The 26,994-nt window shown below is 26.9% G+C and carries 29 protein-coding genes and 1 other annotated feature; of the genes, 4 read left to right on the top strand and 25 right to left on the bottom strand.

The features are described from left to right. Nucleotides 1–2: 2 nt before the first annotated feature. The 13 genes from aspS to MTX53_RS06185 form a co-directional block, all read right to left on the bottom strand. Nucleotides 3–1,292 (bottom strand): aspartate--tRNA(Asn) ligase, encoded by a 1,290-nt coding sequence (aspS, locus tag MTX53_RS06245; RefSeq protein ID WP_244835396.1) that lies wholly within the window; start codon nt 1,290–1,292, stop codon nt 3–5. 90 nt (nt 1,293–1,382) lie between these two features. Continuing rightward, nucleotides 1,383–1,633, bottom strand: a binding site (T-box leader). 86 nt (nt 1,634–1,719) lie between these two features. Then, complete coding sequence (locus MTX53_RS06240; protein WP_244835395.1) at nt 1,720–2,283, bottom strand: GNAT family N-acetyltransferase; 564 nt, start codon at nt 2,281–2,283, stop codon at nt 1,720–1,722. A gap of 18 nt (nt 2,284–2,301) precedes the next feature. Next, the gene (gene hisJ / locus MTX53_RS06235) at nt 2,302–3,099 is read right to left on the bottom strand and encodes a histidinol-phosphatase HisJ (protein WP_244835394.1); all 798 of its coding nucleotides are present in this window, start codon (nt 3,097–3,099) and stop codon (nt 2,302–2,304) included. 75 nt (nt 3,100–3,174) lie between these two features. Next, a complete protein-coding gene (locus MTX53_RS06230; protein WP_244835393.1) occupies nt 3,175–4,503 on the bottom strand; it encodes a CCA tRNA nucleotidyltransferase in 1,329 nt (442 codons plus the stop codon). 26 nt (nt 4,504–4,529) lie between these two features. Beyond that, nucleotides 4,530–5,420, bottom strand: coding sequence for a MurR/RpiR family transcriptional regulator (locus tag MTX53_RS06225; RefSeq protein WP_244835392.1), 891 nt, complete (start codon nt 5,418–5,420; stop codon nt 4,530–4,532). Nucleotides 5,421–5,553: 133 nt separating this feature from the next. Continuing rightward, nucleotides 5,554–6,267, bottom strand: a complete 714-nt coding sequence (locus MTX53_RS06220) for a pseudouridine synthase (protein WP_244835391.1) — start codon at nt 6,265–6,267, stop codon at nt 5,554–5,556. A gap of 103 nt (nt 6,268–6,370) precedes the next feature. After that, entirely contained in the window at nt 6,371–6,601 is a 231-nt protein-coding gene (locus MTX53_RS06215; protein WP_244835390.1) for a ground-like protein, read from the bottom strand. A gap of 72 nt (nt 6,602–6,673) precedes the next feature. Beyond that, the gene (locus tag MTX53_RS06210) at nt 6,674–7,690 is read right to left on the bottom strand and encodes a hypothetical protein (RefSeq protein WP_244835389.1); all 1,017 of its coding nucleotides are present in this window, start codon (nt 7,688–7,690) and stop codon (nt 6,674–6,676) included. Between the two features lie 2 nt (nt 7,691–7,692). After that, complete coding sequence (locus tag MTX53_RS06205; RefSeq protein WP_244835388.1) at nt 7,693–8,574, bottom strand: ABC transporter ATP-binding protein; 882 nt, start codon at nt 8,572–8,574, stop codon at nt 7,693–7,695. Continuing rightward, on the bottom strand, nt 8,575–8,955 hold the full coding sequence (locus tag MTX53_RS06200) for a GntR family transcriptional regulator (protein WP_244835387.1): 381 nt from the start codon (nt 8,953–8,955) through the stop codon (nt 8,575–8,577). Nucleotides 8,956–8,970: 15 nt separating this feature from the next. Then, nucleotides 8,971–9,480, bottom strand: coding sequence for a hypothetical protein (locus tag MTX53_RS06195; protein WP_244835386.1), 510 nt, complete (start codon nt 9,478–9,480; stop codon nt 8,971–8,973). Between the two features lie 180 nt (nt 9,481–9,660). Next, a complete protein-coding gene (locus MTX53_RS06190) occupies nt 9,661–10,440 on the bottom strand; it encodes a hypothetical protein (protein ID WP_244835385.1) in 780 nt (259 codons plus the stop codon). 44 nt (nt 10,441–10,484) lie between these two features. Then, complete coding sequence (locus tag MTX53_RS06185; RefSeq protein WP_244835384.1) at nt 10,485–10,760, bottom strand: acylphosphatase; 276 nt, start codon at nt 10,758–10,760, stop codon at nt 10,485–10,487. 207 nt (nt 10,761–10,967) lie between these two features. On the opposite strand from MTX53_RS06185, the gene MTX53_RS06180 reads away from it, so the two are divergent. Both MTX53_RS06180 and MTX53_RS06175 read left to right on the top strand, forming a co-directional pair. Further along, nucleotides 10,968–11,957: a sulfide/dihydroorotate dehydrogenase-like FAD/NAD-binding protein gene (locus MTX53_RS06180; protein WP_244835383.1), complete on the top strand. Its 990-nt coding sequence runs from the start codon at nt 10,968–10,970 to the stop codon at nt 11,955–11,957. Continuing rightward, the gene (locus tag MTX53_RS06175; RefSeq protein WP_244835382.1) at nt 11,954–13,231 is read left to right on the top strand and encodes an FAD-dependent oxidoreductase; all 1,278 of its coding nucleotides are present in this window, start codon (nt 11,954–11,956) and stop codon (nt 13,229–13,231) included. The genes MTX53_RS06180 and MTX53_RS06175 overlap by 4 nt, the downstream gene beginning before the upstream one ends. 64 nt (nt 13,232–13,295) lie before the next feature. Here MTX53_RS06175 and MTX53_RS06170 read toward each other — a convergent pair whose 3' ends face one another. Beyond that, nucleotides 13,296–15,050 carry a glycoside hydrolase family 13 protein gene (locus MTX53_RS06170; RefSeq protein ID WP_244835381.1) on the bottom strand — a complete coding sequence of 585 codons (1,755 nt, stop codon included), beginning with the start codon at nt 15,048–15,050 and terminating at the stop codon, nt 13,296–13,298. 95 nt (nt 15,051–15,145) lie between these two features. Next, nucleotides 15,146–15,997, bottom strand: coding sequence for a D-alanyl-D-alanine carboxypeptidase family protein (locus tag MTX53_RS06165; protein ID WP_244835380.1), 852 nt, complete (start codon nt 15,995–15,997; stop codon nt 15,146–15,148). A gap of 143 nt (nt 15,998–16,140) precedes the next feature. On the opposite strand from MTX53_RS06165, the gene MTX53_RS06160 reads away from it, so the two are divergent. Together MTX53_RS06160 and ytfJ are read left to right on the top strand one after the other, a co-directional pair. Beyond that, a complete protein-coding gene (locus MTX53_RS06160; RefSeq protein ID WP_244835379.1) occupies nt 16,141–16,662 on the top strand; it encodes a DUF2953 domain-containing protein in 522 nt (173 codons plus the stop codon). 9 nt (nt 16,663–16,671) lie between these two features. Continuing rightward, nucleotides 16,672–17,127 (top strand): GerW family sporulation protein, encoded by a 456-nt coding sequence (gene ytfJ / locus MTX53_RS06155; protein WP_244835378.1) that lies wholly within the window; start codon nt 16,672–16,674, stop codon nt 17,125–17,127. A 15-nt stretch (nt 17,128–17,142) separates the two neighbouring features. On the opposite strand, the gene scpB is transcribed toward ytfJ, so the two are convergent. From scpB to spoIVB, 10 genes are all read right to left on the bottom strand, one after another. Next, complete coding sequence (scpB, locus tag MTX53_RS06150; RefSeq protein ID WP_244835377.1) at nt 17,143–17,730, bottom strand: SMC-Scp complex subunit ScpB; 588 nt, start codon at nt 17,728–17,730, stop codon at nt 17,143–17,145. Continuing rightward, nucleotides 17,723–18,475, bottom strand: a complete 753-nt coding sequence (locus MTX53_RS06145) for a segregation/condensation protein A (RefSeq protein ID WP_244835376.1) — start codon at nt 18,473–18,475, stop codon at nt 17,723–17,725. Before MTX53_RS06145 ends, scpB begins: the two co-directional genes overlap by 8 nt. Nucleotides 18,476–18,584: 109 nt before the next feature. Then, on the bottom strand, nt 18,585–19,775 hold the full coding sequence (locus tag MTX53_RS06140; protein WP_244835375.1) for a D-alanyl-D-alanine carboxypeptidase family protein: 1,191 nt from the start codon (nt 19,773–19,775) through the stop codon (nt 18,585–18,587). A 195-nt stretch (nt 19,776–19,970) separates the two neighbouring features. Beyond that, complete coding sequence (locus MTX53_RS06135; RefSeq protein WP_244835374.1) at nt 19,971–20,849, bottom strand: tyrosine-type recombinase/integrase; 879 nt, start codon at nt 20,847–20,849, stop codon at nt 19,971–19,973. Between the two features lie 77 nt (nt 20,850–20,926). Further along, a complete protein-coding gene (gene spoIIM, locus MTX53_RS06130) occupies nt 20,927–21,559 on the bottom strand; it encodes a stage II sporulation protein M (protein ID WP_244835373.1) in 633 nt (210 codons plus the stop codon). Nucleotides 21,560–21,736: 177 nt separating this feature from the next. Next, nucleotides 21,737–22,711, bottom strand: coding sequence for an NrtA/SsuA/CpmA family ABC transporter substrate-binding protein (locus MTX53_RS06125; RefSeq protein ID WP_244835372.1), 975 nt, complete (start codon nt 22,709–22,711; stop codon nt 21,737–21,739). Nucleotides 22,712–22,715: 4 nt separating this feature from the next. Then, a complete protein-coding gene (locus tag MTX53_RS06120) occupies nt 22,716–23,462 on the bottom strand; it encodes an ATP-binding cassette domain-containing protein (RefSeq protein ID WP_244835371.1) in 747 nt (248 codons plus the stop codon). Beyond that, nucleotides 23,455–24,225, bottom strand: a complete 771-nt coding sequence (locus tag MTX53_RS06115) for an ABC transporter permease (RefSeq protein ID WP_244835370.1) — start codon at nt 24,223–24,225, stop codon at nt 23,455–23,457. The genes MTX53_RS06120 and MTX53_RS06115 overlap by 8 nt, the downstream gene beginning before the upstream one ends. A gap of 404 nt (nt 24,226–24,629) precedes the next feature. Continuing rightward, nucleotides 24,630–25,451 carry a sporulation transcription factor Spo0A gene (gene spo0A, locus MTX53_RS06110; RefSeq protein WP_244835369.1) on the bottom strand — a complete coding sequence of 274 codons (822 nt, stop codon included), beginning with the start codon at nt 25,449–25,451 and terminating at the stop codon, nt 24,630–24,632. Between the two features lie 329 nt (nt 25,452–25,780). Next, nucleotides 25,781–26,950 carry a SpoIVB peptidase gene (gene spoIVB, locus MTX53_RS06105; RefSeq protein WP_244835368.1) on the bottom strand — a complete coding sequence of 390 codons (1,170 nt, stop codon included), beginning with the start codon at nt 26,948–26,950 and terminating at the stop codon, nt 25,781–25,783. Between the last annotated feature and the right edge of the window lie 44 nt (nt 26,951–26,994).

Genomic DNA, 26,994 nt, shown 5'->3' with positions numbered 1-26,994 from the left:
ATTTATGGTTCAAGTCTTTTCATATCTCTTGGGAATAATGATGCTTCTCTAATATTTGAAAGTCCTAAAACTTTCATTGTTATTCTTTCAAGACCAATTGCAAATCCTCCATGTGGTGGCATTCCATATTTAAATGTGTTTAGATAAAATCCAAAAGCATCAAGGTCAAGCCCTAACTTTTCCATTTTTTCTTTAAGCATCTTATAGTCGTGTATTCTCTGACCTCCAGTTGTGATTTCAAGTCCGTTAAAGATTAAATCAAAACTATTTGTAGTTTCAGGATCTTCTTTTCTTTCCATCGCATACATTGGTCTTTTAGCTGTTGGATATTCAGTTAAAAATACGAAATCAGAATTGTATTTTTCCTTTACATACTTAGCAAATAATACTTCTCCTTCATTATCGATGTTTCCATTTGGAGATCTTTTTCCATATTCATCTAATAAAATTTCCTGTGCTTTTTTAAGTGGAATTCTTGGAATATCTATTGTTTCCGGAATTTCAACATCATAAAGAGAAAGCTCTTCTTTGCATGTTTCTTTTAAATGATTATACATATATCTTATAAATTCTTCTTCAACATCCATAAGATCATTTTCATCTTTAATAAATCCCATTTCAGCATCAAGACTTACATACTCATTTAAATGTCTGTATGTATTATGAAGCTCTGCTCTATATGCGTATCCAACTTCAAAAACTCTTTCGAATCCTGCACCAACCATCATCTGTTTATAAAATTGAGGACTCTGTGCTAAGAATGCTCTTTTGTTAAAATAATTTACAGTGAACATCTCACTTCCGCCTTCAGTTCCAGAATTGATTATCTTAGGAGTATGGATTTCCTCAAATGATTTACTTTTAAAGAATCTTCTAAATGATTCTTCTATCTCATTTTCAACCTTAAATATTGCCTTTATTTTAGGAATTCTTAAACTTATTGTTCTATAATCAAGCTGTGTTTCAAGTGCTGTCTTATTTTTATATGCTGTAATTTCAAAAGGAAGTTTATCATAATAAACATTTCCAACAGTTTTTATGCTTTCAGTATGGATTTCATATCCTCCCTTTGCTTTTTCATTTTCTATAACTGTTCCTGTAATTTCTATTGAATTTTCAAGTCTTAACTCCGAAGCTTCCTCTTTAGTGCATACAAGCTGAATTATTCCTGACTTATCTCTAAGCATAATAAATGTTACATGACTTAAATCTCTTATTTTGTGTACCCATCCTCTTAGAAGAACGGTTTGATCTTTTTTCTCTGATATGTCCTTTATAAAAGTTCTTTTCATTTTAATTCTTCCTTTCAATTCAATATTTTTATATAAATGTAATTTTTTTCTGATAATTTGTATAAAAAAAGTCCCTATGTAGATTTTCTACATAGGGACGTAAATATCACGCGGTACCACCCAAATTAGTCTAAAAGACTATCTCATTACAGTACAAACTTCATTGTTTATACCTTCCAATTATAACGGTTTGGCTCCGGCTGAGTCTACTTTAATAATTTATTATTTCGGTCAGCTACTCCTAAGTGTTCTTTCGGTTCAGAATTCATACAGACATCCCACCATCATCTGCTCTCTTAAATCATTCATTTGAACTTACTTTTCTTAATCTGTGCATTTATATACAAATCATTCTGTATTAATAAGTTGACTTTATTATATTTCAAAATTTTAATAAAATCAATACTTTTTTAAATTTTTTTATTTATTATTGTAAAATTTTTAATAAAACTGTTCTTCTTAGGCCTTTGTATTTGTTTTTTTCAATCTTCTTTTTAAATCCTAAAGATAAAAATGTGTTAAGGCTATATTTATTATCAGGATGAACTGTTGCACATAGATATTTTTTATTATTTTTTATTGATTCTTTTTCAAGATACATACAAAGTTTTTTTTGAATTTTATTTCCACGATACTTTTTAAGAACAACAGTAGCTTCTATCTGACCTTCTAATTCTGCCTTTTCTTTTATTTCTTCAATATCAAAAGCATAATTTTCTTCTCTTTTTCCAGGCTCAAAATACACTCCCATAGCAATAAGATTATTTTTGCTATCAATAATTCCAAGTGCTAAACCTGCCCCATTTATTATAGTTTCATATTCTTCTTTTGGAGAACAAAAATAATACTCTTTATTATTTAAATCAGCATAAATTTTCTTATCTAAATTAACCATGTCAGAAATATATGTATTATCTAATTTGATAAGATAGGCATCTTCTATTTCACCGTTTTCTGTTTTTAAAGGGATTTTTTCTATATAAGAATTCATAAACATTCTCCTTGATTTTTATTTATATAAATTAAAATTAGATCCTACATCTTTTGCTTTATGTGAATCTGAGCCAAATACTTGTTTTACTTCATACTTTTTAACTAATTCCTTCATAATACCATCAACAAATATTTCTCTGCAATATTCTTTTCTAAGTCCAGATGTATTTACATCTACTTCATATCCATTATTTTTTATCTCAAATACAACATTTTCTAAAAGTTTTCTATTATTATATGATATATTATATAATTTATTAAATACTCTTATTAAATTTGGATGTGCAATTCTCTTAGGTTTATATTGACCAAGGTCTGATTTTACTGCTTTTATAATAGTTTCATAATATTTATTATATACTTTTTCAACACTTCCTAATGCTTTTGTTGCATTTTTAAATCCTTCAAGCCCATCTATATCATAAAATTTATCATTAATTCGTATAAAATGAACAGAAATAAGACCATCCTCTATATAATTTCCAAACTCATTAATTACTTCTTTTGATTTATCTTCAAGTCCATCTAGAAAATCAACCTCACATCCAGAATTTATTTTTATTTTTTCTTTATATTTTTCTTTTATTCTTTTTAAATCAGAAAAGTATAACTTCATCTCATCTTTAGATGGTGATGAGTCATCTAAAAGCTTTTTATCATCCATAAAATAACATGGAAAAGGCAGATGTTCAGTAAACGAAATTTCATGAAGTCCTTTTCTTAAAGCCTCTTTAACATACATATCAAACGTATCAGATGAACCATGAGGACAATGAGGAGAATGTATATGTCCATCTCTTTTATAATCTATCATTAAAATTTTACCCCCAAATCTTTTTATTAAATTATAGCATAAAAAAAGTTACAATTGCACAAAGCACTTTGGCAATTATAACTTATATGTTACTTTTATATATTTTATAATTTTATCTTTGTTATTTAAATCAGGATTTTTAATAACAAGATTTAAAACATCATTTAATATTTTTCCAATACATTTTCCATCTGTTATACCAAGATTAATTATATCTTTTCCGTTTATATTTAAATCTTTAAGAGTAAAACATTCTTTATCTTCTAGTATCTCATTTAATAAAAATCGTGCATTTTTAACTGCTTTAACCCTTTTTTCATTCATTTTTAAATTCTGAGCCATGCAGTCAGCCATCTGAACTTTTAATAAATCTTTAAAAAGATCAAGTCCTAATTTATTTAATACCTTTTTTATTACTTTTTTTGAATCCAAAAAAGAATCATGGTATGTAACTAACTTTACAACCTTATCTATAGTATCATTATCATATTTTAGCCATTTTAAAATGTTTAACGCAAGAAACGATGATACTTTAGGATGATTGTAAAAGTGAGATATTCCCTTTTCATCTGTAGTTTTAGTCTCTACTTTCCCAATATCATGTAAAAGCATAGTAAGCCTTAAGTAAAGTTCATTTTCTATATTGTAGCACGCAATTATTGTATGATCATAAAGATCATACACATGATATGGATTATTCTGTTTAACCAAAGCAACCTTTTTAAAATAAGGAATTATATAATCAATAAGACCTGTAGAAATAAGATAGTCTATTTTTTTAGGATCAGAAATAAGTATTTTTGAAAACTCAGACTGTATCCTCTCTTTTGAAATATTTTTCATACTTTTATATGATTCTTTTATAGCATTATATGTATTTTCCTCAATATTAAAACCTAGTTTTGCTGAAAATCGTACTGCTCTAAGCATTCTTAAAGCATCTTCTGAAAATCTTTCTTTAGGCTCTCCAACAGTTCGTATTATCTTATTTTTAATGTCATTTTTTCCATTAAAATAATCTATAAGACTTTCTTTTTCATTATAAGCCATTGCATTTATTGTAAAATCTCTTCGCTTTAAATCTTCTTTTAAAGAATCAACAAAATAAACATCTTGAGGATGTCTTGAATCTAAATAACATCCATCTTTTCTAAAAGTCGTAACTTCAACAATCTTGTTATCTTTAATAACCCCAACTGTTCCATGCTTTTCACCATATAGAGAAACATTTTTAAATATATTTTTTATATCATTAGGCTTTGCATTTGTTGTTACATCAAAATCTGATGGAACTATATTTAATAAAAAATCACGAACACACCCACCTACTAGATACGCTTTAAAACCATTAAAAGATAATGTGTCAAGAACATATTTAACATATGAAGGCAAACTAAAATTCATTTTTATCAACTCTTCCTTATGCAATTTTATTCATCTGATACATTGCGGTTATTATAAGAATAAACATTATAATTTTGCCATATCTGCTCTAGGTTTCCAAATACATCAGAAATATTTTCTTTTTCTCTCATACCAACTGCTATTATAAGTGCATTAATAACAGATAAAGGTGCAACTAAAGAATCCACAAAAGATGCCATATTACTTTGTGCTATTAATGTATATTCAGCTTTTGATGCAAGAGGAGATAATAAACTATCTGTAAGGGCAACTACTTTTGCACCTCTGTCTTTTGAAAATTCAAGAGCATCAATTGTCTTTGCTGCATATCTTGGAAAACCAATTCCAATAACTAAATCTCCTTCTGAGACGTTTATCATCTGTTCAAATACATCAGATATTCCATAACTTACAACTTTAACATTTTGAAGAATAATATTTAAATAAAATCCTAAAAATTCAGATAATGCTGTTGAACTTCTAAGTCCTATTATATAAATTTTTTTTGCATCGAATATACATTTTACAACATTCTCAAACGTATTTTGATTTATTTTTTCAAGTGTTGAACGTATATTTTCCATATCAGCTTTTAATACACCTTTAAGTGCATCTCCATCTGAAAAATAATCATTTTTTAATTCAAGTCTCTGTACTGTTGTTAATTTGTTTTTTATAAGCTCCTGTAGAGCTTTTTGCAAACGTGGATAACCAGAAAACCCAAGTTCATTTGCAAATCTTACGACGGTTGATTCAGAAACTCCCACCGAAACACCAAGTCTAGCTGCTGTCATAAAAGCTGCTTTATCATAATTTTTTAATATGTATTCAGCAATTAACTTCTGGCCTTTACTAAGTCTTGTGAATTTTCCCTGAATTAGTCTCATTAAGTCTTTGCTGTTTTCCGTATTTTCCATCAAATTACACTTCCTGTCTATATCTTTGAATAATCATATCATTATTCTATCATTTTTTTTACTCTTATTCAAGAAATACCATTATGTGAAGCATAATAATGAAAGTTTATTTTTAAATTCTTTCACATATATTTTATGTTAAATTTCTAATATAATTCATTTCTATATCATTTAATTCTCTATATCCACCTTTTTTTAAATACCCAAGCTTTAAATGACCTATAGCAATTCTCTTTAATGAAATAACTTCATAATTAAGAGATGCAAACATCCTTCTTATCTGTCTATTTTTTCCTTCATGTATATCAATTTCAACAGTTGAAATATCACCATCGATGCTTATTATAGTAGCATCAGCATCACTTGTAATATACCCACCTATATCAACACCTTTTTTCAAATGTTCTATATCTTTATCAGTTACTTTTCCTTTAACAACTGCTATATATTTTTTTATAAGCTTTTCTCTTGGATGAATTATTTTATTATATATTGATCCATCATTTGTTAGAAGAACAAGTCCTGAGCTATCATAGTCAAGTCTTCCTACGGGATATATCCTTTCACTGCATTTAACAATATCAAGAATTGTAAGCCTATCTTTTTCGTCTTTTACTGATGTTATGTACCCTTCAGGTTTATTTAACATTATGTAAACTTTTTTTTCTTCCTTTTTTAAGACATTTCCATTAAATTCCACTTTGTCATTTTCAGGATTAACTTTAGTTCCAAGTTTATCAATCTTTTCTCCATTTACGTAAACTGTTCCTTGAAGAATATATTCTTCACACTTTCTTCGTGAAGCTACTCCACATTCAGCCATAAATTTTTGAAGTCTTTCTTCCATATACTAATCACTCCATTTTATATTATCTCTAATGATTATAACATAAAAACAGATAGTATAAAAAATAAGAGGTGCTTTATTTGCACCTCTTATCTGGAAAGTATTAGAACAAGCCACCACAGCCGCCGCAGCCTCCAAAACCGCATCCTCCAAAAAATAGAATTAAGAGAATCCATATCCATGAGCCACCACAGCCGCCAAAACCACCGCCATAGCCGCCGCATCCACAATTTGAATTACAACAGCAACAGTTATTATTACTATTGCAGCATTGACAGCATGTAGGCTGACAACATCTACAGCAACAGCAACAGTCATTAGAATGTTTAGACAAGTTTACCAACTCCTATTCATTAGTTTAATACATATTATTCACTAAAATAAAAATTGGTTCTAAAAATAAATACTATTTAACAGTTCTTAATATCTTTTTTAGTATAAAGAAGATTATCGCTGTTAAAACTAAAGGAGTTATAAGCATAATTGTGAAGTAATTAACTGTAGATATAGAAAGTATATCACCGCTGCCAATATTAAAATACTCAATTGCCATTACACAAATAAAACTAGCACATTCAAAAGATACACAAAGGCATATAAAGTTTTCTACGTATTTTGACACAAATATTCTATTTCCAGTTTTATTTTCTATTATTTTGTTAACATAGACATAAACTAAGTACAATATAAGAATAGTAGCTATTAATATAAGTACGTCATAAAATGCATATTTAAAATTTATTTCTGATATATTGATACTAACATCCCGCCCAAAGTATGCTAGAGGTCTATATCCTTCTATAATTTCATTATTATATACTTTAAAATAAGATATTACTGATCGTATATATAATAAAATAAAAATAAAAGTTTCTGGTATTACAAAAAGAAGTGTAACTATACCTGCAAATGTATTATTAAACATTGATAATATAATAAGCATAATTAGTATACCTATAATGCCTAAGAAAATAATTTTCAAAGTTTCTAAAATGATAAAATAACTATATCCATATGAAATATCTATAATAAGTTTATTATCTAAATAAATGTATAGAGCAAAATATAAGAAAACTCCAACAAACATTAAAAGTGTAATAGCTAAGCATATAAGCTCATTATATTTTATCTGTTTTTTTGTGTATGGTCCACTCATAAGAAACATTTCATTTAGTTTTTTATTAAATCCTATAGACATAAAATATATAGCAACAAATATAAATCCAAGGCACGCATAAGGTGCGATTGATATACTGTAAAAACTATTATTCTGATAATTTCTTATACCTGAAACAACTGTAGAAAATTCTCTTTTTATAAGTTGACTTGATAAAAAGCTCCAGAATAAAAGAGATAGTATTATTGCTGCTTTAGATGCTTTAAACCATTGATAAATAAGCGCTTTATTAAAATATTTTTTCATTGTTATTTCTCCTTTTCTTGAACTTTATAGATAAATATATCTTCAAGACTTAAATCTACTTCTTCTATAAATAGAGGATTGAATTTCTTTAATTTTTCTAAAAACTTATCATCGTATTTTTCTGTGACAATTGTATAAATTCTTCCTACTTTTGATACTGCAACAATTTCATCCATTTTTTCAAACTCTTCTATAATAACATTATCATTAAATACACATTGAATCTTTTTTATCAAATTTTTCATGTTTTCTATTGAATTTTTATATGCTATTTTTTCATCTTTTAAAATAACTATGTTATCACAAATTCTTTCAAGTTCATTTAAATGATGGGAACTTATTATTATAGTAGTTTCATTTTCTAAAACTTCATCTGATAAAATCTCAAGCAGCTTCTTTTTAAGTATTGCATCAAGTCCTGATGTTGGCTCATCAAATATTAAAAATTCGGCATGAATTGAAAGAGAAAGCATTATAGAAAGTCTCATTTTCATACCTTTTGAAAGATTGAATATATATCGTTCAAGAGGTATTTCAAATATTTTATTTAGTTTTTCAAACTTTTTTTCATCAAAATTTTTATATGAATATTTATAATATTTAACTACTTCTTTAACCTTAAATCTAGAATTTATTATATTTTCATCTGCAACATAGCCTATCTTTGATTTTATATCAGGATTATCATAAACATTTTCGCCATCATACAAAACTTCACCTGAATTACTCCTATATATACCAGTAAGAATTCTTAAAAGTGTAGTTTTACCAGCACCATTTTTCCCTATTATTCCTAATATGCTTCCTTTTTTTGCTTTAAAGCTTATATCTTTAAGAATTGTATTTCCATCTATCTTAAATGATATATTATTTATATCAATCATCTATTTAGCCTCCAAACTTTTATAAATCTCTTTAACAATTTTTGTGAATTGTTCTTCGCTAATACCACTTAAGCTTCCTTCTAAAATTATTTTCTTTAATTCACTTTTTATATAATCCATTTTTTTGAAATCAGCTTCTTTTTTAAAATTATTTCTTACAAATGTTCCTTTTCCTCGAAGTGTTTCTATTATTTCTTCTCTTTCAAGTTCATTGTAAGCTTTACTTATTGTATTTGGATTTATTACTAACATGCCTGCAAGTTCTCTTACAGAAGGTATTTTTTCTCCACTTTTTATAGCACCTTTTAAAATAAGTTCTTTAAGTCCTAATTTAACTTGTTCATATATAGGAGTAGAGCTTCTAGGATCTATTTTAATCATAACATTCTACACTCCTTATTCTTGAAAATTATACACATCATTGTATTGAAGTTCAATATAGTCTATTACATATCCTTCACCCTCATCGATAAAAACAACATCGTATGTTGAATTTTCTAAGAATTCATTATCCATATAGGTATCAACATTTATAACTGCAGCAATTTCATTAATGTCACTACTGGATTTATAAAAATTTTGTCTAATATTTCTATAACTTTTTAATATTTTATCTACGGTTTCAGAAGTATAATCAACTTTTTTTACATCAATTTTATTAAAATAAGTAGCATCAGTTCCTGCAGTTCTCTCTCTTTTAGATAGGCATTCTTTAAAATTATCTGTATCATTATTCTTAGGGTCTTTTAAAGTTACATTTGAAATATTTTGAATAACTTCATCAGAGTTTTTAAATTCACTCTTTTTTTCATAAACTTTATTTTTCCCTGATAAATATGGTATTAATAAATTTAGGCTTAAAGCAATAATAATAATAGTATAAAAAACAATTTTTCTTTTTTTCATAACATCCTCCTAAATACATTTTTTATTAAATACATGTACTATGTGTAATAGTACACTTAATTGATATACTTGTCAATATGAATTAAAAATAAAATTGCCTAAAAAACATTTTTAAAATGTTTTTTAGGCAATTTTATTAATATATTATATATTCTTATAATAAAAAAATGATCACGATATTTATTTGTTCCATGTAAGATAAGCTAAATCTTTATCTTCAGGGAAATTATATTCATTAACTGTATATGCAATAAGAACTACCCTTTCTGAATAGTCAAAGTAAAATCTTATATTATATTTATATATTTCATCATAAAAACAGTATGAAACATAATTGTTTTCAGGATAATCTTTCCAATATTTATTATATTTATAGAATATATCATCAGTATATGCAATTTTAGGTTCAGCTTCACCATATATGCTTAATACTTTATCTAGTTTATCTCCAAGCATTATTCCCCTATTTGTTGTAAATTTTTCCGTATCTTTTGAATCATGACTTTCAGTTACTAAATAATATCCTATATCATCTGTACATCCATTATGTTTAAAACAATCAATAAGATTTGTATATCCATCAATTGAATCACTATTTTCACTACTTATATTAAAGTCATCTTTTGTGAGAATTTCTTTATCTTTCACCCACTTTCCAGTAGAATCGAGTTTATTTCCATCTATTACAGTATCGTGAGCCATTTTGCCATCTTTATCAAAGCAATACCACTCATCATCTATTGGGACCCAACAATCTTGAACAAGATATCCTTTATTATCAAAGAAATACCATTCTCCGTCTATTTTTCTCCAATTAAGTGCATAATAGTCACCTTCTCTATACCACCATCCTGTAGTATCTTGCTTCCATTCTGCAGATGCACCTTTAGGACATATCAAAAATATAGATAAAATTATGCCTAAAAGAGATACACTTTTTATTAATTTTCTTTTTATCATTTTAAATTTCCTCCATCCAAAAAGTTCTTTAATAAATAGAAAGTCTAATATCCTAGACTCTTAAAATTATATTCATCAATTACATCTATTTCATCAACAGACATATCTTCTACTCTTATAAATCTATTTCCTTTTTTTATTATATTTAAAAATTTTAAAAGGCTATTTTCTTTTCCTTGAATTTGAAGTTCAACACTGCCATCATCTAAATTTTTAGCATAGCCTGTTATATCCATAAGTTTTGCATGGGACTGACAGAAGAATCTAAAACCTACTCCCTGAACTCGTCCATATACAATAACAAAATATCGTTTCATCATATGTCCCCCTTTTTTATTATTATAGCATATTTTTTTTAATGTACTATAATCAAACAAATGTACAAAATGAAAATTCTTAATTATTATCTAATATGTGTTGTTTTACATTGTTTTAAACACAAAAAACATACTAAAACTAAATATTAGGTATTTTTTATATTATTTTTTAATATTATAAAAAGTGGAATAATACTTTTAGGAGTAATGATGACAAAGCATGTTATTGATTGTATAGACTGTGGTACAGAATTCTGTCCATGTAAACTTGCTGAAACTAATGAATGTATAATATGTTCTCAGTGTCAAGGAAAAAATTTCTGTGACTGTTTAAATTGGAAAGGCGTCTGTGTTTTTCAAGAATTTTACAACAATGGGTATAAAGCAAAACCAGGGCGAAAAATCTATTCCTGTAAAATTTGTGATATGAAAAATTCAGATGATAATCTAATTATGTTCAAAATAGAAATTCCTCATAAACTTGCAATTGATCTTAAACGACCTGGAACATATATCTTTTTAAGAACTGATGAAAATCAATATTTTGATATTCCTATCTCAATATCTAAAACAGACATTGATAATGATATTATAATGGTTGTTATAGAAATAAAAGGAATAAAGACAAAAAAACTTTTAAATTATAAAACAGGTGATAACATTCTTTTAAGAGGTCCATATTTTAATGGCGTTTTTGGAATTAATAATATTTTAAAATCTAAAAGTGAAAAATCTTTAATTCTTGCAAAAGGAATCGGATATGCACCGTCTATTCCAGTCATAGAAAGACTTATATCAAATAGCTGTTCTGTTTCTATATGCATAGATAAAAGTCCTTTTAATGAAATATTAGATGATGATTTCTTTAAAAATAATAATTTGAAAATCTCATATAATTCCCTTCTTAAAAAAGGTAATCTTACAGAAATTGCAAAAGCTCTTATAGAAAAAAGCATAGACAGTGGTATAACTCATATACACATAGCTGGTGCTGATATACTGACATACAGCGTAATAAATTATTTAGATTCTATAGATAGAAAAGATATAAAACTTTCATGTCTTAATAATTTTAAAATGTGCTGTGGTGAAGGAATATGCGGTGCATGTACAGTACGCTATAAGAATCATAAAATAAGAAGATATTGCAAAGAACAGGCAGATGTAAGAGATATTTTTGAAGGGAGAAGATTAATATGAAAATAGTTGTCATAGGAGGCGGCTGGTCTGGAGTTGCTGCAGGACTTGAAAGTAGAAAAGCTGGTGCTGATGTAACCATAATCGAAAAAACAGATCTTCTGCTTGGACTTGGAAATGTTGGTGGAATAATGAGAAATAATGGTAGATATACTGCAGCTGAAGAATTAATTGAACTTGGCGGAGGAGATTTAATTCAGATAACAGATGATAATGCAAGACATAAAAATATAGATTTCCCAGGACACAAGCATGCATCATTATATGATGTAAATAAAATTGAAGGTGCCGTAAGAAGATATCTTTTATCAAAAGGCATAAAGCTTTTACTAGAAAGCCGTGTTAATGATGTAGAATTTTCAAATGGTAAAATAAAAGGCGTATATTTAGCTAATGATGAATATATACCTGGTGATGTATTTATAGAAACTACTGGAACTACTGGTCCTATGGGAAATTGCTTAAGATATGGAAACGGCTGTTCTATGTGTATACTAAGATGTCCTGCATTTGGTCCAAGAATAAGTATAAGTGCTAAATGTGGTGTCTCAGATATTCAAGGTGAACGTGAAGATGATACTTTAGGTGCTTTTTCTGGTTCATGTAAGCTTGCAAAAGAAAGTCTTTCTGATGAAATAAGAGAAAAACTAGATAAAGACGGCGTAGTTGTTTTAAAAGTTCCTAAAGAAGATATAAATTATAAAAAACTAGATACTAAAGTATGTCAGCAATATGCACTTAAAGAATTTGCAGAAAATATTGTACTTCTTGATACAGGACATGCTAAATTAATGACTACTTATTACCCTTTAGAGAAATTAAGAAAAATTAAAGGAATGGAATCTGCAAAATATGTAGACCCTTATGCAGGAAGTAAAGGAAATTCAATAAGATATTTATCTGTCGCTCCACGAACTGATGATTTAAAAGTAATGGGCGTTGATAATCTTTTTTGCGCTGGTGAAAAATCTGGTCTCTTCGTTGGACATACTGAAGCAATATGTACAGGAACACTTGCAGGATATAATGCAGTACGACTTGCTCTTGGAATTCCGCTTCTTATACTTCCAACATCTATCGCTATAGGCGATATTATATCTTATTCTAATCAAAAATCTAAAAATAGAGAAGGCAGAAAAAACAGATATACTTTTGCAGGAGCTGCTTATTTTGAAAGGATGAAAAGCCTTGGATTATATACAACAGATACCTCTGAAATTAGATCAAGAATAAAGAAACTTAATCTTGATAATGTTTTTAATCAAAAATTATGCTGATATAACTTAAGATAATATTAAGTCTGGCTTTTATAAAAATATAAAAACCAGACTTATATTATTTTTAAAGTTTTTGAATTAATACTCCACCTTTTTTAAGAATACTATTTTCAAATAAGTGACTAAATACTACATTAGAACATTCATTTATTTTTACATCTTCATCAGAGCAGTTAATAAATACTTCTAATTTATTTTTATATTCATCTAATTTTATATATTCAAGAACTCGTTTATTTTCAACTATATTAGGAAAATGGAAATTTCTACTTCTACATAAAGGCTCTTCTCTTCTTAAATGGATAAGTTTCTTTACAAGTTTTATCCTGTCATCATATTTTCCACTTTCTATGTCTTTCCATGGCATACATCTTCTACACTCAGGATCAAAGGAACCTTCAAGGCCTATTTCTGTTCCATAAAATATACAAGGACTTCCTGGCATTGTATAAAGAATCGCAAGCTGCTGAATAAACGCATCTATATTTCCATTAAGTCTTGTTATTGCTCTTTCTGTATCATGTGAATCAAGAAGATTAAATAAAACATCATTATTCTGCTGCATATACATTGTATAACACCTGTTAATTGTATACTCAAAATCATCTTTCTCTAACGTTTTATCTATCCAAAAATCTGTTATACTACTTGTTAGAGGATAATTCATTACTGCATCAAATTCATCTCCTCTAAGCCATGGAATTGAATCGTGCCATATTTCTCCTAGTATATAGAAGTCAGGATTTATTGATTTCATTTCTTCTCTTAATTTCTTACATAATTTATGTGAGATTTCATTTGCAACATCTAATCTTAATCCATCAATTTTGAAATTCTCTACCCAATATTTACATACACCAAGTATATATTTTATAACCTCATCATTATTAGTATTAAGTTTTGGCATATTTGAAGAAAATGCAAATGAATAATACTTTCCATCTCTTGTATCGCTTGATTGTTTTTCAAATGGCCACTTATTTATCATAAACCAGTTAAAATAAATAGATTCTGGTCCATTTTCTAAAACATCAAGCCATGGTTTAAAATTCTCTCCACAGTGATTAAATACACCGTCAAGCATTATCTTTATACCTTTTCTATGAGCTTTTTCAACAAGCTGCCCAAATACATTTTCATCTCCAAAACATGGATCTATCTTCATATAATCTGTAGTATCATATTTATGTGATGAAGGAGATTCAAATATAGGAGTAAGATAAAGTCCTGTAATTCCTAAATCGTCAAGATAATCTAATTTATTTATAATTCCTTTAAGGTCTCCACCATAAAAATTTTTATTTAAAACTGGCTCTTTTCCCCATGGTGTTACCCATTCTGGATCATTACTTTTATCTCCATTACAGAATCTTTCTGGGAAAATCTGATACCATGTTGTATTATTTACCCATTTTGGCGTTACATTTACATCTGCGGAATTCATCCATGGAAATGTGAAACATTGAAGAAGTTTTCCAGAAAGATTTATCTGCTTTTCACTTAAAAAACCGTTTTCAAAATAATACCACTTTTCTCCTGCAGATATTAATTCAAAGAAATATCTACATCTTTTAAACTCTGGTTTTAATGTGGTTGTCCACCATATCTGGTCTTTTAATCTTTTTTTATATATAACTTCTTCCTTAGTTCCTGTCCACTTTTGATTTGAGCCTAATATTCCTGTATCAAATGGATCTCCATAATAAATAAAAATCTTCTCTACATCATACCCTGTCTTTATATTTACAATTAATTCATTATTATTTAAAGGATAACATAAATTATCCGATGTTCTATGGTATACTGCTTCAAATTTCATATCATACCTCGCTTCTTATGTTTTTATTTATATATGCTACTAAAAGAGATAATAGTAGCATATATTTTTATTCTACATTAATCTTTAATTTCCTTTTAAATTAATTCTTTAATATTAAGACTTTCAAAAGCAGATACTTCTAAAACATGTTTATATATTTTTTCTGTAACATTCCATCTATCAGGACAGTTTAAAACTACTATTATAATATCTTTACCATCCTTATTTACACTTGATACAAGACATTTTCCTGCCCCTCCTGTGTAACCTGTTTTTACCCCATTTGCACCAGGAATCTTCCATAAAATTTTGTTTATATTTGAATAATCCCTTGTAAAATTATATTTTTCTTTTTTTATTTCTTTTGAGCCAACAACTTCTCTAAAAAATTTATTATCCATTCCTTTTGATGTGAGTATTGCAAGATCATACGCAGTCGAATAGTGCTCGTTTTTATCAAGTCCATGAGGGGTTTCAAAATGCGAATCAAGAATTCCTATTCCCCTTGCATAGTGATTCATTATCTCTGCAAAATTTTCTACAGATCCTCCAAGAGATTCTGCTATAGCAACAGCAGCATCATTCCCAGATCTAAACATAAGGCCAAATATAAGTTCTTTAAGAGATATTTCTTCTCCTGCCTTGTACCCTACTTTAGAACCTCTTACTGATGAAGCGTTTTTACTTATAGTAACCTTTTTATTAGGATCGCCCTGCTCAATTGCAATAAGCGATGTAAGAATTTTAGTTGTACTTGCCATTGGTACAATTTCATGTGCATTCTGCTGATAAAGAATTTTATGTGTATCTTTATCCATAGCTATAGCACATCTTGCATTAACTCTAAATGTTTTGCCACTTGCTTTTGCAAAAACAGTAGTTGAATTTAATTCAAATATTAAAATACCTATTATAATTAGAGAAATTGATTTTATTATTTTTCTCATTATTATCACCTTCTAAATTTACTATTATATCTAGTTTCTCTTATTACAAACTTTTTAAACATTTTTTTTCACTTTTATTATGTATACTTTTTTCATTTAAAGGAAATACTTAGATAAGTGGTTATTTTAGAGGAGATTTTTTTATGATTTTAATAATTTTTATTATAATAATTTTTATATTATTTATTCCTCTTCCAATAAGATTTCAGCTTAATATAGTAAATAATTCATTAGATTTTAGCATATTTAAAGTTTTTTCAATAAAACTTGATAATTTGACACAATATTATCATATAAAACATTTGAATAAATTAAAAAATAAAATAACTATAAAAAAACTTCATAATATAATTAATAAATTAAATAATTTCCATTATAAACCAAAAGTTTTTATAGATTTTAGATTTAAATATTGTTTAATAGATGCAGCAAGAACAGCCGTTTTTTATAGTATATTTAATATTATTTTTAGTTATATAAATTATTTTATGTCTCTAATTTATAAAATAAAATATAATTCTTGCAAGATAGATCCTGTATATAATGATAATTTATATTTTTCATGCAAAATAAAAGGTATATTACTTATATCTTTAGCACAAATTATTATTATAATTCTTATTACTTTTAGAATTAAAATAAGATTAAGAGAGGTGAACCCGTAAGGGATAAAAATGTCAAATGAACATGAACAACCAGTAGAAAATTTAATGAAAAACACTATGGAAAACTTATACAAAATGGTAGATGCAGATACAGTTGTAGGTGATAGTGTTGAAACAAAAGATGGTTCAACAATAATTCCTATCTCAAAAATGAGTTTTGGATTCGTATCAGGCGGAAGTGAATTTTCTGCAGATGCACAGCCTATTTCTAATTCATCATTTCCTTTTGGAGGAGGTTCAGGCGCAGGTGTAAGTGTAAAACCTGTAGCATTTTTAGTTATTAAAAATAATACTATACGTCTTTTAAAACTTGATGATAACTCTTCTGCAGATAAAATAATAGATTCAATTCCTCAAATTCTTGATACAGTAAAAAATTTCATATGTGATTTAAAGAAAAACACTGATAAGAATGAGGAAAACAATAATACAGAAAACAATACATTTACAACAGATACATTTTAAAAAAAAGATTCAGCACTAATTATTTAGTTCTGAATCTTTTTCATTCTCACTATCATATGAATCTAAAAGTGGAAGATCTTTTAAGTTTTTAAGTTCAAACTGTCTTAAAAATTCTTCAGTTGTTCCATAAAGTATCGGTCTTCCTGGAACATCAAGCCTACCTACTTCTTTTATAAGATCTTTTTCAATAAGTTTTGATATAGCACTCTCAGATTTTACTCCTCTTATCTCATCTATATCAATTCGTGTAATTGGCTGCTTATATGCAATAATTGCAAGACTTTCTATTGATGCTTGAGATAAAGATTGTCTTTTATTCTTTTTAAGCAATTTTTCTATTAAACTTGAATTCTGAGGCTTGGTTACAAGCTGTATTTTACCTTTAATAAATATTATTTTTATGCCACGGCTTGTATCATTATAATCATCTTCCATTTCATGAATTATTTCTTCTACAGTATCTGACTTTTCTTCTAAATATCTAGCTAATTCATTAAGTCCTAAAGGTTCACCGCTTACAAATAATATAGATTCTATTTCAGATTTTATTTTACTTTTTTTATTCTTTTCAATTATAGATATTTGAATACCTTTTTTACTCATTAATGTTTCTCCTTTCTATTAATATGTCTCCAAAACTCTCCCGCTGATAAACTTTAATCATTTTATCCTTTATAAGTTGAAGAAATGCTAAAAATATAACTATAGTCTCCATTTTACATTCACTCTTATCTATTAATTGTCTAAAATCATATATTTTCCCTGTAGATATCTTTTCTTTTATGTAATTAATTTCGTCTCCAATCTTATACTTGTCCATATATATTTTTTTAGAAATTATACTATTCTTATTTTGTCTATTAATATAAATCTCTAAAAGATTATTATAAATATTATATAAATCTAAAAAATTAAGTCCTTTTAAAATATCTGAATTATCTTCAGTCTTTTTTGAAGGTTCTATTATTTCAGGCTTTTTAGTATAAATATCACCACAAGATGAATATCTATTTTTAAAGAAAACAGATATATTCTTTATTTTTTTATATAGTGCGAGCTTTTCAAGTAATGCTTTCTCTACATCCTCCTCATCCTCGTCGTCATCTTCTTTTTTTATTTTGGGAAGAAGATACTTAGATTTTATTTCGATAAGTGTTGCAGCTATTACTATAAATTCAGATGTAATATCAAGATTCATTTCTTTCATCTGATTTAAATAATCAAGATATTGATTTGTTATTTCATAGATTTTTATATTATAAATACTCATTTTATTTTTTTTTATAAGATGCAACAATAAATCAAACGGTCCTTCAAAATTTTCTATTTTAATTTTAGGCAATTCCATTATAATCATACCTCTTCTATCAAATAACTGTCTGATTAAATAAATTAACCAGACAGTCTATATCCATCTATTATATATGATAACAATTTATATTATTTGATACAAGAAATTAAACTCCTTTTTTGAAAATATTTTTTATATTATATTTAATATAATCTAATATTCCACCTTTCTCTACAGTTCTATCAGCATAGATTTCAACTTCTCCTACTTTCTGATCCCCTAAGTATGCTTCGACAGTTCCTACTATTTCTCCAGATTCGTACTGGTCTTTTTCTTCTTTTAGTACAACTTTTTTCTCAATATTTTTTCCACTACCCTTAGGAATAATTGCAATTAAATCATCTTTACACTTTGCAATAAAGAATCTATCAGTCTGTCTATTTAAATAAACAGTCTGAACTTCTTCATCTTTTGAGAATATTTTTTTACCTTCAAATTTTGAAAATCCAAAATTTAAAAGTATAGATGCATCTCTATTTCTTATTTTATATGTAGGTGCTCCCATAATTACAGTAAGCATTCTCACACCATTTCTAACAGCTGTTGCTGATATACAATATTTTGCTTCATTTGTAAATCCTGTTTTTAATCCATCACATCCATCAAAAAATCTGACTAACTTATTATGATTTACAAGTTCTATTGGAGATTTTCTTCCTTCTGATATTGTCTCCATATATGTTCCTGTATATTTAAGAACTTTAGTATGTTTTAGAAGCTCTTTTGACATTATTGCTATATCATTTGCAGTTGAAAGATGCCCTTCACAAGGAAGACCATTGCAGTTTTTAAATGTTGTATTTGTCATTTTTAGTTCTTGAGCCCTTTTATTCATAAGATCAACAAAATCACTTTCATTTCCAGCAAGATACTCTGCAAGTGCTACTGCAGCATCATTTCCAGAGGCTATTGCAACACCTTTTAAAAGTTCTTCAACTGTTCTTATTTCACCAGTTTCAAGAAGCATTGTACTTCCGCCCATCTTCTTTGCATTTTCACTGCATGTAACTTTATCAGTAAGGCTTATCTTTCCGCTATCAACAGCTTCCATAGTAAGAAGCATTGTCATAACTTTAGTAACTGATGCAGGTGCAAATTTTTCATTTATGTTTTTCTCATATAATATTTTTCCAGTAACAGGCTCAATTAAAAGAGCTGACTTTGCCTCTATATCTGTCCCTTTTTCGTCTTTACTTTCTGTCTTTTCAGCGCTTACTCCCTGGGGAATTAACATAAATAAAGAACTTGTTACCAATATAAAAGACAAAATTCGTATAAAAACTTTTTTTATTTTCATTTTTACTCCTCCTTCCATAATAGTATTTCCATAAACAATAAGAATATTACTATATATTTGTCTTATTAATAATAAAAATGTCAGACTATATATTAAAAAAATATTATTTTAAAAAAAATAATTTGCCACCAGCTATAAAAAGCGGTGGCAAATATAAAGTTAATTTCTTTTTCAATTTTACAACTTAGTTATATATCAAGCTCTGGGATGTGTATGCATATAAATATAGTTAATTTTATCATTATTTATAATCTCATAATAGGTATCCATATAAGTAAGAACTTGATTCCCGAGTAGCTTTTGAACAGCCCTTACATTTGCACCATTTTGAAGAAGATGCACAGCAAATGAATGTCTGAATGTATTTAGATTAACATCCTTATTTATATGAGCTTTTTTAGAATACTCTTTTACTATTCTCCATATTCCTTGTCTTGTAAGCTTATACCCATTTAAATTTACAAATAAATTATGAACGCCAAATTCAGCAATTTTATATCTTATAGCAAGATAATCAATAAGTGCTTTTCTTGCACTTCTTCCTATAGGAATTATTCTTTCAATATTTCTGTTATCAACACATCTTACATAATTAAGATCAAGATTTACATCTTCAACTTTAAGAGCTATAAGTTCAGAAACTTTCATTCCTGTAGCGTACATTAGTTCTAAAAGTGCATTATCACGTACCCCTTTAGGACAATCTTTTTCAACTATTCTTATAATTCTATCAACTTCTTCTACAGTTAAAACTTCTGGTAGTTTTCTTTCTTCTTTTGATGACTTATGCTCAATTTTAGGAATATCATTTATTACCTTATTATCCTTAAGAAAATTATAGAAGCTTCTTAAACTTATTATTATCCTGTTTATTGATCGCTCTGATTTTCCATTTCCTAGTAGATTGTTTATATATTTAAGTACAATTGCATTATCCTTATCAAATAAATTTAATCCCTTTTTCTTTAAATATTTTAGATACATATTTACATCTGTAACATATGCATATATTGTATTTTCACTCTTTCCAGTTTCAGTTAAATTATTTTTATAATCATTTACATAATCGACCATTATTCTCTCCCATACCATTACTTATAAAGTTTCTAAATATATTTCATATATTCTCTTTAACTTACTAAATTTTTATCTTATGAATAGAATTTTAAAACTACAAATTTTATTAACTGAGGTGAAAAATACGTTTCTACAACAATCCCGAATATCAGTATGCATAAAAATATGATCATACGAAACCCTGAATTTTCAATAAAAAAATCATGTGAATTCCTTACCTTTAAAATTTTTATTTTAAATTTATTAACTGATAAAGCAAGCGCTATTATACTTATTCCAATAAAACATGGTATATATATCAGATTTTGAGGAAGAATAGATGCAAACGCAAGAACCAGTCCTTTTCCTTTAAATGAATTTACTATAAAAGAAAAAGTATAGCCAAGAAAAAATCCTTTAATAAGATTCATAATTAATATAAATGGTGCACCAAAATAGAATAAACTAAAAATAAAAATAGGTACTATTAAAATCAAATTTTTTTTAATAACATTAAATAACAATTCAGCATAACTTATATTTTGACTCTGCATTGAACCTATAAAGGAATTAAAATAATTAATTAGATCATTTCTATCACTTTCAGGCATAAACCCTACCGTATAAATTCCACATGATATTCCAAGACAAAACATAATCATAAGAAGTAAAAAGTATGCTCTTTTCTGCCCAAATACTTGTCCTACTTTACCTAAAACTATATTCATCTCCTATTCCTCCTTCCGTTACTCTAATTTATACTATGTTTTATTAATCAAGTTTATTCTAAAAAAGGAAAGAACTGATTATATTTTTTATAATCAGTTCTTTCATATATAGTATTTATTATTTATTCTTATATAATATGTAATATAGCTTTTATTATTTTTTAGATTTATTCTAATTTAAGAATTTAAAATAATTTTATTAATATCTATCTTACTATCTTGCATTTTATTATCTATAAGAAATTTTTGTGTATCATTAAGTGAGTTAATATCATTTTCTGTTATATCTATATTGAAATCATACCATTTATACATTTCTTTAGTCTCATCTAATGTAAGTCCAACTTCATCAGAAACTTTTTGTAAACATTCATCTTCGTTATTATTTATATAATCTAAAGTTTCATTTTCAACTTTTTTAAATCGTTCTACAAGTTCTGGATATTTTTCTGCAAACTTTGTGCTTACCGCTGTTACTATTATTCCATCAACAAGACCTTCGCCATCTGCAACTACTGTTGCTCCATTATTTATCTCCTTTAAAGCTGCTGGTCCTGCTAAAAGTGATGCATCAACACTTCCACTTTCAAGGGCTGAAGAAGCTTCTGGTATTCCCATATTCATAAATTTTACATCATTTTCTGTGCATCCTTCTTTTGAAAGTGCTGCAATAAGTACTTGATGAAGAATTGTTCCTTTAGGTCCTGCAACTTTTTTATCTTTTAAATCTTTTGCTGTCTTTATTGATGGATCTTTTGTTAATATCATAAATCCTTTAGGTGATCTACTATATGTATTTATTATTTTTAAATCAACACCTTTAGATGCTGCAATAAGTGCTGATGTTCCGCCAAGTGCATGAAGAAAATCAATTTCTCCTGCTGCAAGTGCTGCTGTCTGCTCAGGTCCTGATGTTATATTTTCAAAATTCACATTTATATTATCTTTACCAAATTCTTTGCCAAAAAGGTTATCTTTCTTTTGAATTATTGATGGCACATTAAGTGGAGACTTAACATAAGTTATATTTATTTCTTTTGGGTAATCTATACTTTCTGTTGTCTTTGAATTAGTATTAGATGTACTTGAACACCCTATAAGTGACACAATAGAAATTCCAATAAGTAATCCTTTTATTATTTTTAATTTCATTTTTCTATTCCTCCTTTAGTATTTTTAATATTTTATCTTTAAGTTTTATAAATTTTTCATCTGTAATATTTCTATCAAATCCATAATTAATTTCAAATTCCTCTATAGTTTTATTTGGTGTAAAAACAATTATTTTATTAGCAATTTTTAATGCTTCATCAATATCATGTGTTACAAAAATTATACCTTTTTTAGTTTCCTCATAAATTTTTATTACTTCACTTTGCATATCTTTTTTTGTAAAATAATCTAATGCAGAAAAAGGCTCGTCCATAAGAAATACATCTGGTTCATAAAACATAGCTCTTGCAATGCTTACTCTTTGTGCCATTCCTCCTGATAGTTCATTTGGATATGCTTTTTTAAAATTTTCAAGTTTCATTATTTTTAAGTATTTGTCTAATTTTTTTAAAACTTCTGTATTTTTTCTTATATTTTTATTATTTATTGAAAAAAGAATATTTTCTGTAACATTAAGCCATGGCATAAGTCTGCTTTCTTGAAACACAATTCCTGTTTTAATATTTTTTATTTCTTTATCTTGAAAATATGATACTTTACCTGAATTAAAATCTTCAAGTCCTGCAATAATTCTTAAAAGAGTTGTCTTTCCACAGCCACTTTCACCTATAATTACTGTTATTTCATCAGCTTTTATAGAAATATTTAAATTTTCAAAAACAATATGAGACTTATTATTTACAGAATAAATTTTTGAAACGTTATTTAAAATAAATTCTGGCCTATTCATAAAAACAATCCTGCCTTCCTTTTGAGAGCATCTTAATTAATTTTAAAAATAAAGTATCACATATTATTCCAACAACTCCAATTGCAAGTATTCCTACAATTACAGCATCTGTTCTTGACATATCTTTTGCATCAGAAATCAGATATCCAAGTCCTGATGAAGCTGCAATAAGTTCAGCACCAACAATTGCTCTAAAACTATAACCAAGTGAAAGCCTTAATCCAACTACAATATCAACTACTGCACTAGGAATGATTATTCTTCTTATTATTGTAAAATATGATAATTTAAATGATTTTCCAACTTCTATAAGATTGTTATCACAATTTTTTATCCCTTTTAGCGTATTTAAAAATATAGGGAAGAAAGATGCAAGAATTATAATTATAATTTTTGATTCTTCTCCAATACCACACCATAAAATTAGCATTGGAATAAGTGAAATAGGTGGAATATTTCGAATAAAATTTAGTAAAGTTTTAAAATATTCATAAACTTTTATATTAACTCCAAAAAAAATTCCAAGAGGTATTCCAAATGAAGCGCTTATAAAAAATCCTGTAAAAACTCGTCTAAAACTTATAGCAATATTTTTTAAAAGACTATTATCTTCTATCATACTTATAAGTGTTTTTAAAACTTTTTCAGGTGGAGAAAGTATGTAGCTGCTCCATATTCCTAAATCAGATACTAATTTCCACAAAATTAATATTATTAAGAATATATAGAATCTGCGTAAAAAATAGTGTAACTTCTTTATCATAAAATATTTCCTTTCATAAAAATAAAGCCCTCTTTATATAAAGAGGACTTTCATATTTCATAATAAAATGCATTAATATAATAACTAATAATATATTTTCTATAAAATGTTTGATTGTTATCCTCTTTCAGATCAGATAAATCTTTTCTGTCAGATTATCATTTTTGACATTTATAAATTATATCATATAATACAATTCTTATCAATATTATTATAATTTTTTATAATTTAGTAAATTAAATCTTTATTTTAATTTTTAACATAAAAATAAGACACTCCTTAATCAATTTTTTTAAAATTGATTAAATAATGTCTTATTGAAAAAATTATATTTATTGATATAAAATCATAATTATTGGATATATCTTATAAAACTTACATACCCTTAACCTAGTAAAATAAGTTTATGACACTTTATTTTTAAGTCTTAATTTATCAGCTATAATTGCGATAAATTCACTATTTGTAGGTTTGCCTTTATCGTTATGAACAGTGTAACCAAATAGTCTATTTATTGCTTCTATCTGACCTCTACCCCATGCAACTTCTATAGCATGTCTTATAGCTCTTTCAACTCTTGAAGCTGTTGTATTATATTTCTTAGCTATTGATGGATATAATTCTTTAGTAACTGCTGATAAAAGATCCATATCATTTACTACCATTGTGATAGCTTCTCTAAGATATATATATCCTTTAATGTGAGCAGGGACACCAACTTCATGTATTATATTGGTAATTTCTGTTTCAAGATCCATAGGTTCATCTTTCTGATAAGATTGTTCTATATATCTTCTTGATGAATCCATACTTTTTTGCATAACAGAATTTGTAGAAAAAGCAGTATTTCTAAACATTTCTCTTATTCTTTTTATAAAGACTTCCATATCAAATGGTTTGACAGTATAATAATCTGCTCCAAGCATTATTGCACTTTGAGTAATCTTATCTTGTCCAACTGCTGATAATATTATTATTTTTGGCCTTTTTTCAAGATTAATCTTGTTAAGTCTTTCAAGTACACCAAGTCCATCAAGGTGCGGCATTATGATGTCAAGTATTACTAAATCAGGTTTTTTCTTTTGTATTAAATCTAGCACTTCCAACCCATCTTGTGCTATTCCTGTTACTATAATATCCCTCTGATTTAACAAATAGTCATTTAAAATACTGCAGAATTCCTTATTATCATCTGCAATTACAACTGAAATTTTTGAATTTTCCATTTCTTCCTCTCCTTTTTCCTTAGAAATTAAATTCTACTCTTTTACTCCCTAAAAATTACTTTCTCAAATTTTTATATTATTAGGGTATGTATAAATTATGTGAGTAAATTTCCAAAAATGATAATTTTATCAAATATATCTCAAGTTATGTTATAAATATTTGTTAAACAGCTTCCACTATTTGTAATATTACACTATTTTCTATAATTTGTAAAGTATTTTTTTATAAGTTAATAATATGATAAAATCATAATATTTTCTTTTTCTATTTATTATATCATTTATTTCAATATATTACAAAATGAACAGTCATATAACTGTTCATTTTGTTAAATTAATCCTGCTTCCCTAAGCATCCATTCTATGTATATTCCATATCCCATTTCTGGTTTATTAACTAAAACATGAGTTACTGCGCCTACTATTTTTTCATTCTGTATTATAGGACTTCCACTCATTCCTTGAACAATTCCGCCCGTTTTATCAAGTAGCCTTTTATCTGTCACTCTAATAAGCATGCTTTTTGAACCCGGTTCTGTTTGATTTAAAACTTTTTCTATTTCAATTGTATATCTTTTAGGACCATATTCATCAATAGTTGTAATAATTTCTGCACTACCTTCTTTTATATCTTCTTTATAACCTACATCCATTAATGTATTTTCATTTTTAAACTGATTTTCATCTTCAATCTTTCCAAATATTCCACTTAAAGTATTTTTTTCTATATTTCCTTTAGGTGTTTCCTCATCTACAAATACTCCTCTTAATTCTCCAGGAGATCCTTTTTCACTTCTTCTTACGCTAATTATCGAAGAATCAAGAAGAACTCCTTTTTTAATCGTAAATCTTTGATTTGTATCACAATCTGTTATCGGATGACCTAAAGCACCATAAAGTTTCATATCTTTATCTAAAAATGTCATTGTTCCAACACCAGCTGTAGAATCCCTTATCCACAAACCTATTTTATATTCATTTTCTTCTTTTAAAAGTTTAATATTTTTTTTTATAATTTTTCCATCTCTTAAAATCTTAAGTTCTACTATATCATTTTTATTTTCCTTTAATTCTTTTACAAGATCAAGAGAATTTTCAACTTCTATTCCATTTACCTTAAGTATTACATCTCCTATTAAAAGACCATTTTCTTTTGCTGGACTTTCTTCTTTTTGACCATCAATACATACTTTTGAATAACCAACAATTATTATTCCATTGCTCGCAACCTTTACACCTACAGGATTTCCTCCAGGATAAATTTTTAGTGGAATTTTTTGTTGTATTTCATCTTTATCCGTTTTAAGATCATTTACATATAGAGGATTATTTTTGCAGTTTTCTACATTTTGAGTACTTGAAAATAAACTTCTATTATCTTCTAAATATCTTATATAATTTTTGGAAGGATATATATTAAGATATTGTGATAAAAACAAAATTATTATCAGGACTGGAGTTAAAAAAACTGATGAAATAAACATAATTTTCTTTCTCATAATTATCTCCTCCTTCTCTCCTGATTTTAATTTGCCCCATAGAC

This window comes from Clostridium sp. BJN0001 (genome assembly GCF_022869825.1).
In the GTDB taxonomy this organism is placed as follows: domain Bacteria; phylum Bacillota; class Clostridia; order Clostridiales; family Clostridiaceae; genus Clostridium.
The sequence above is the reverse complement of the archived record's forward strand: the minus strand, read 5'-3'. Positions and strand labels throughout refer to the sequence as shown.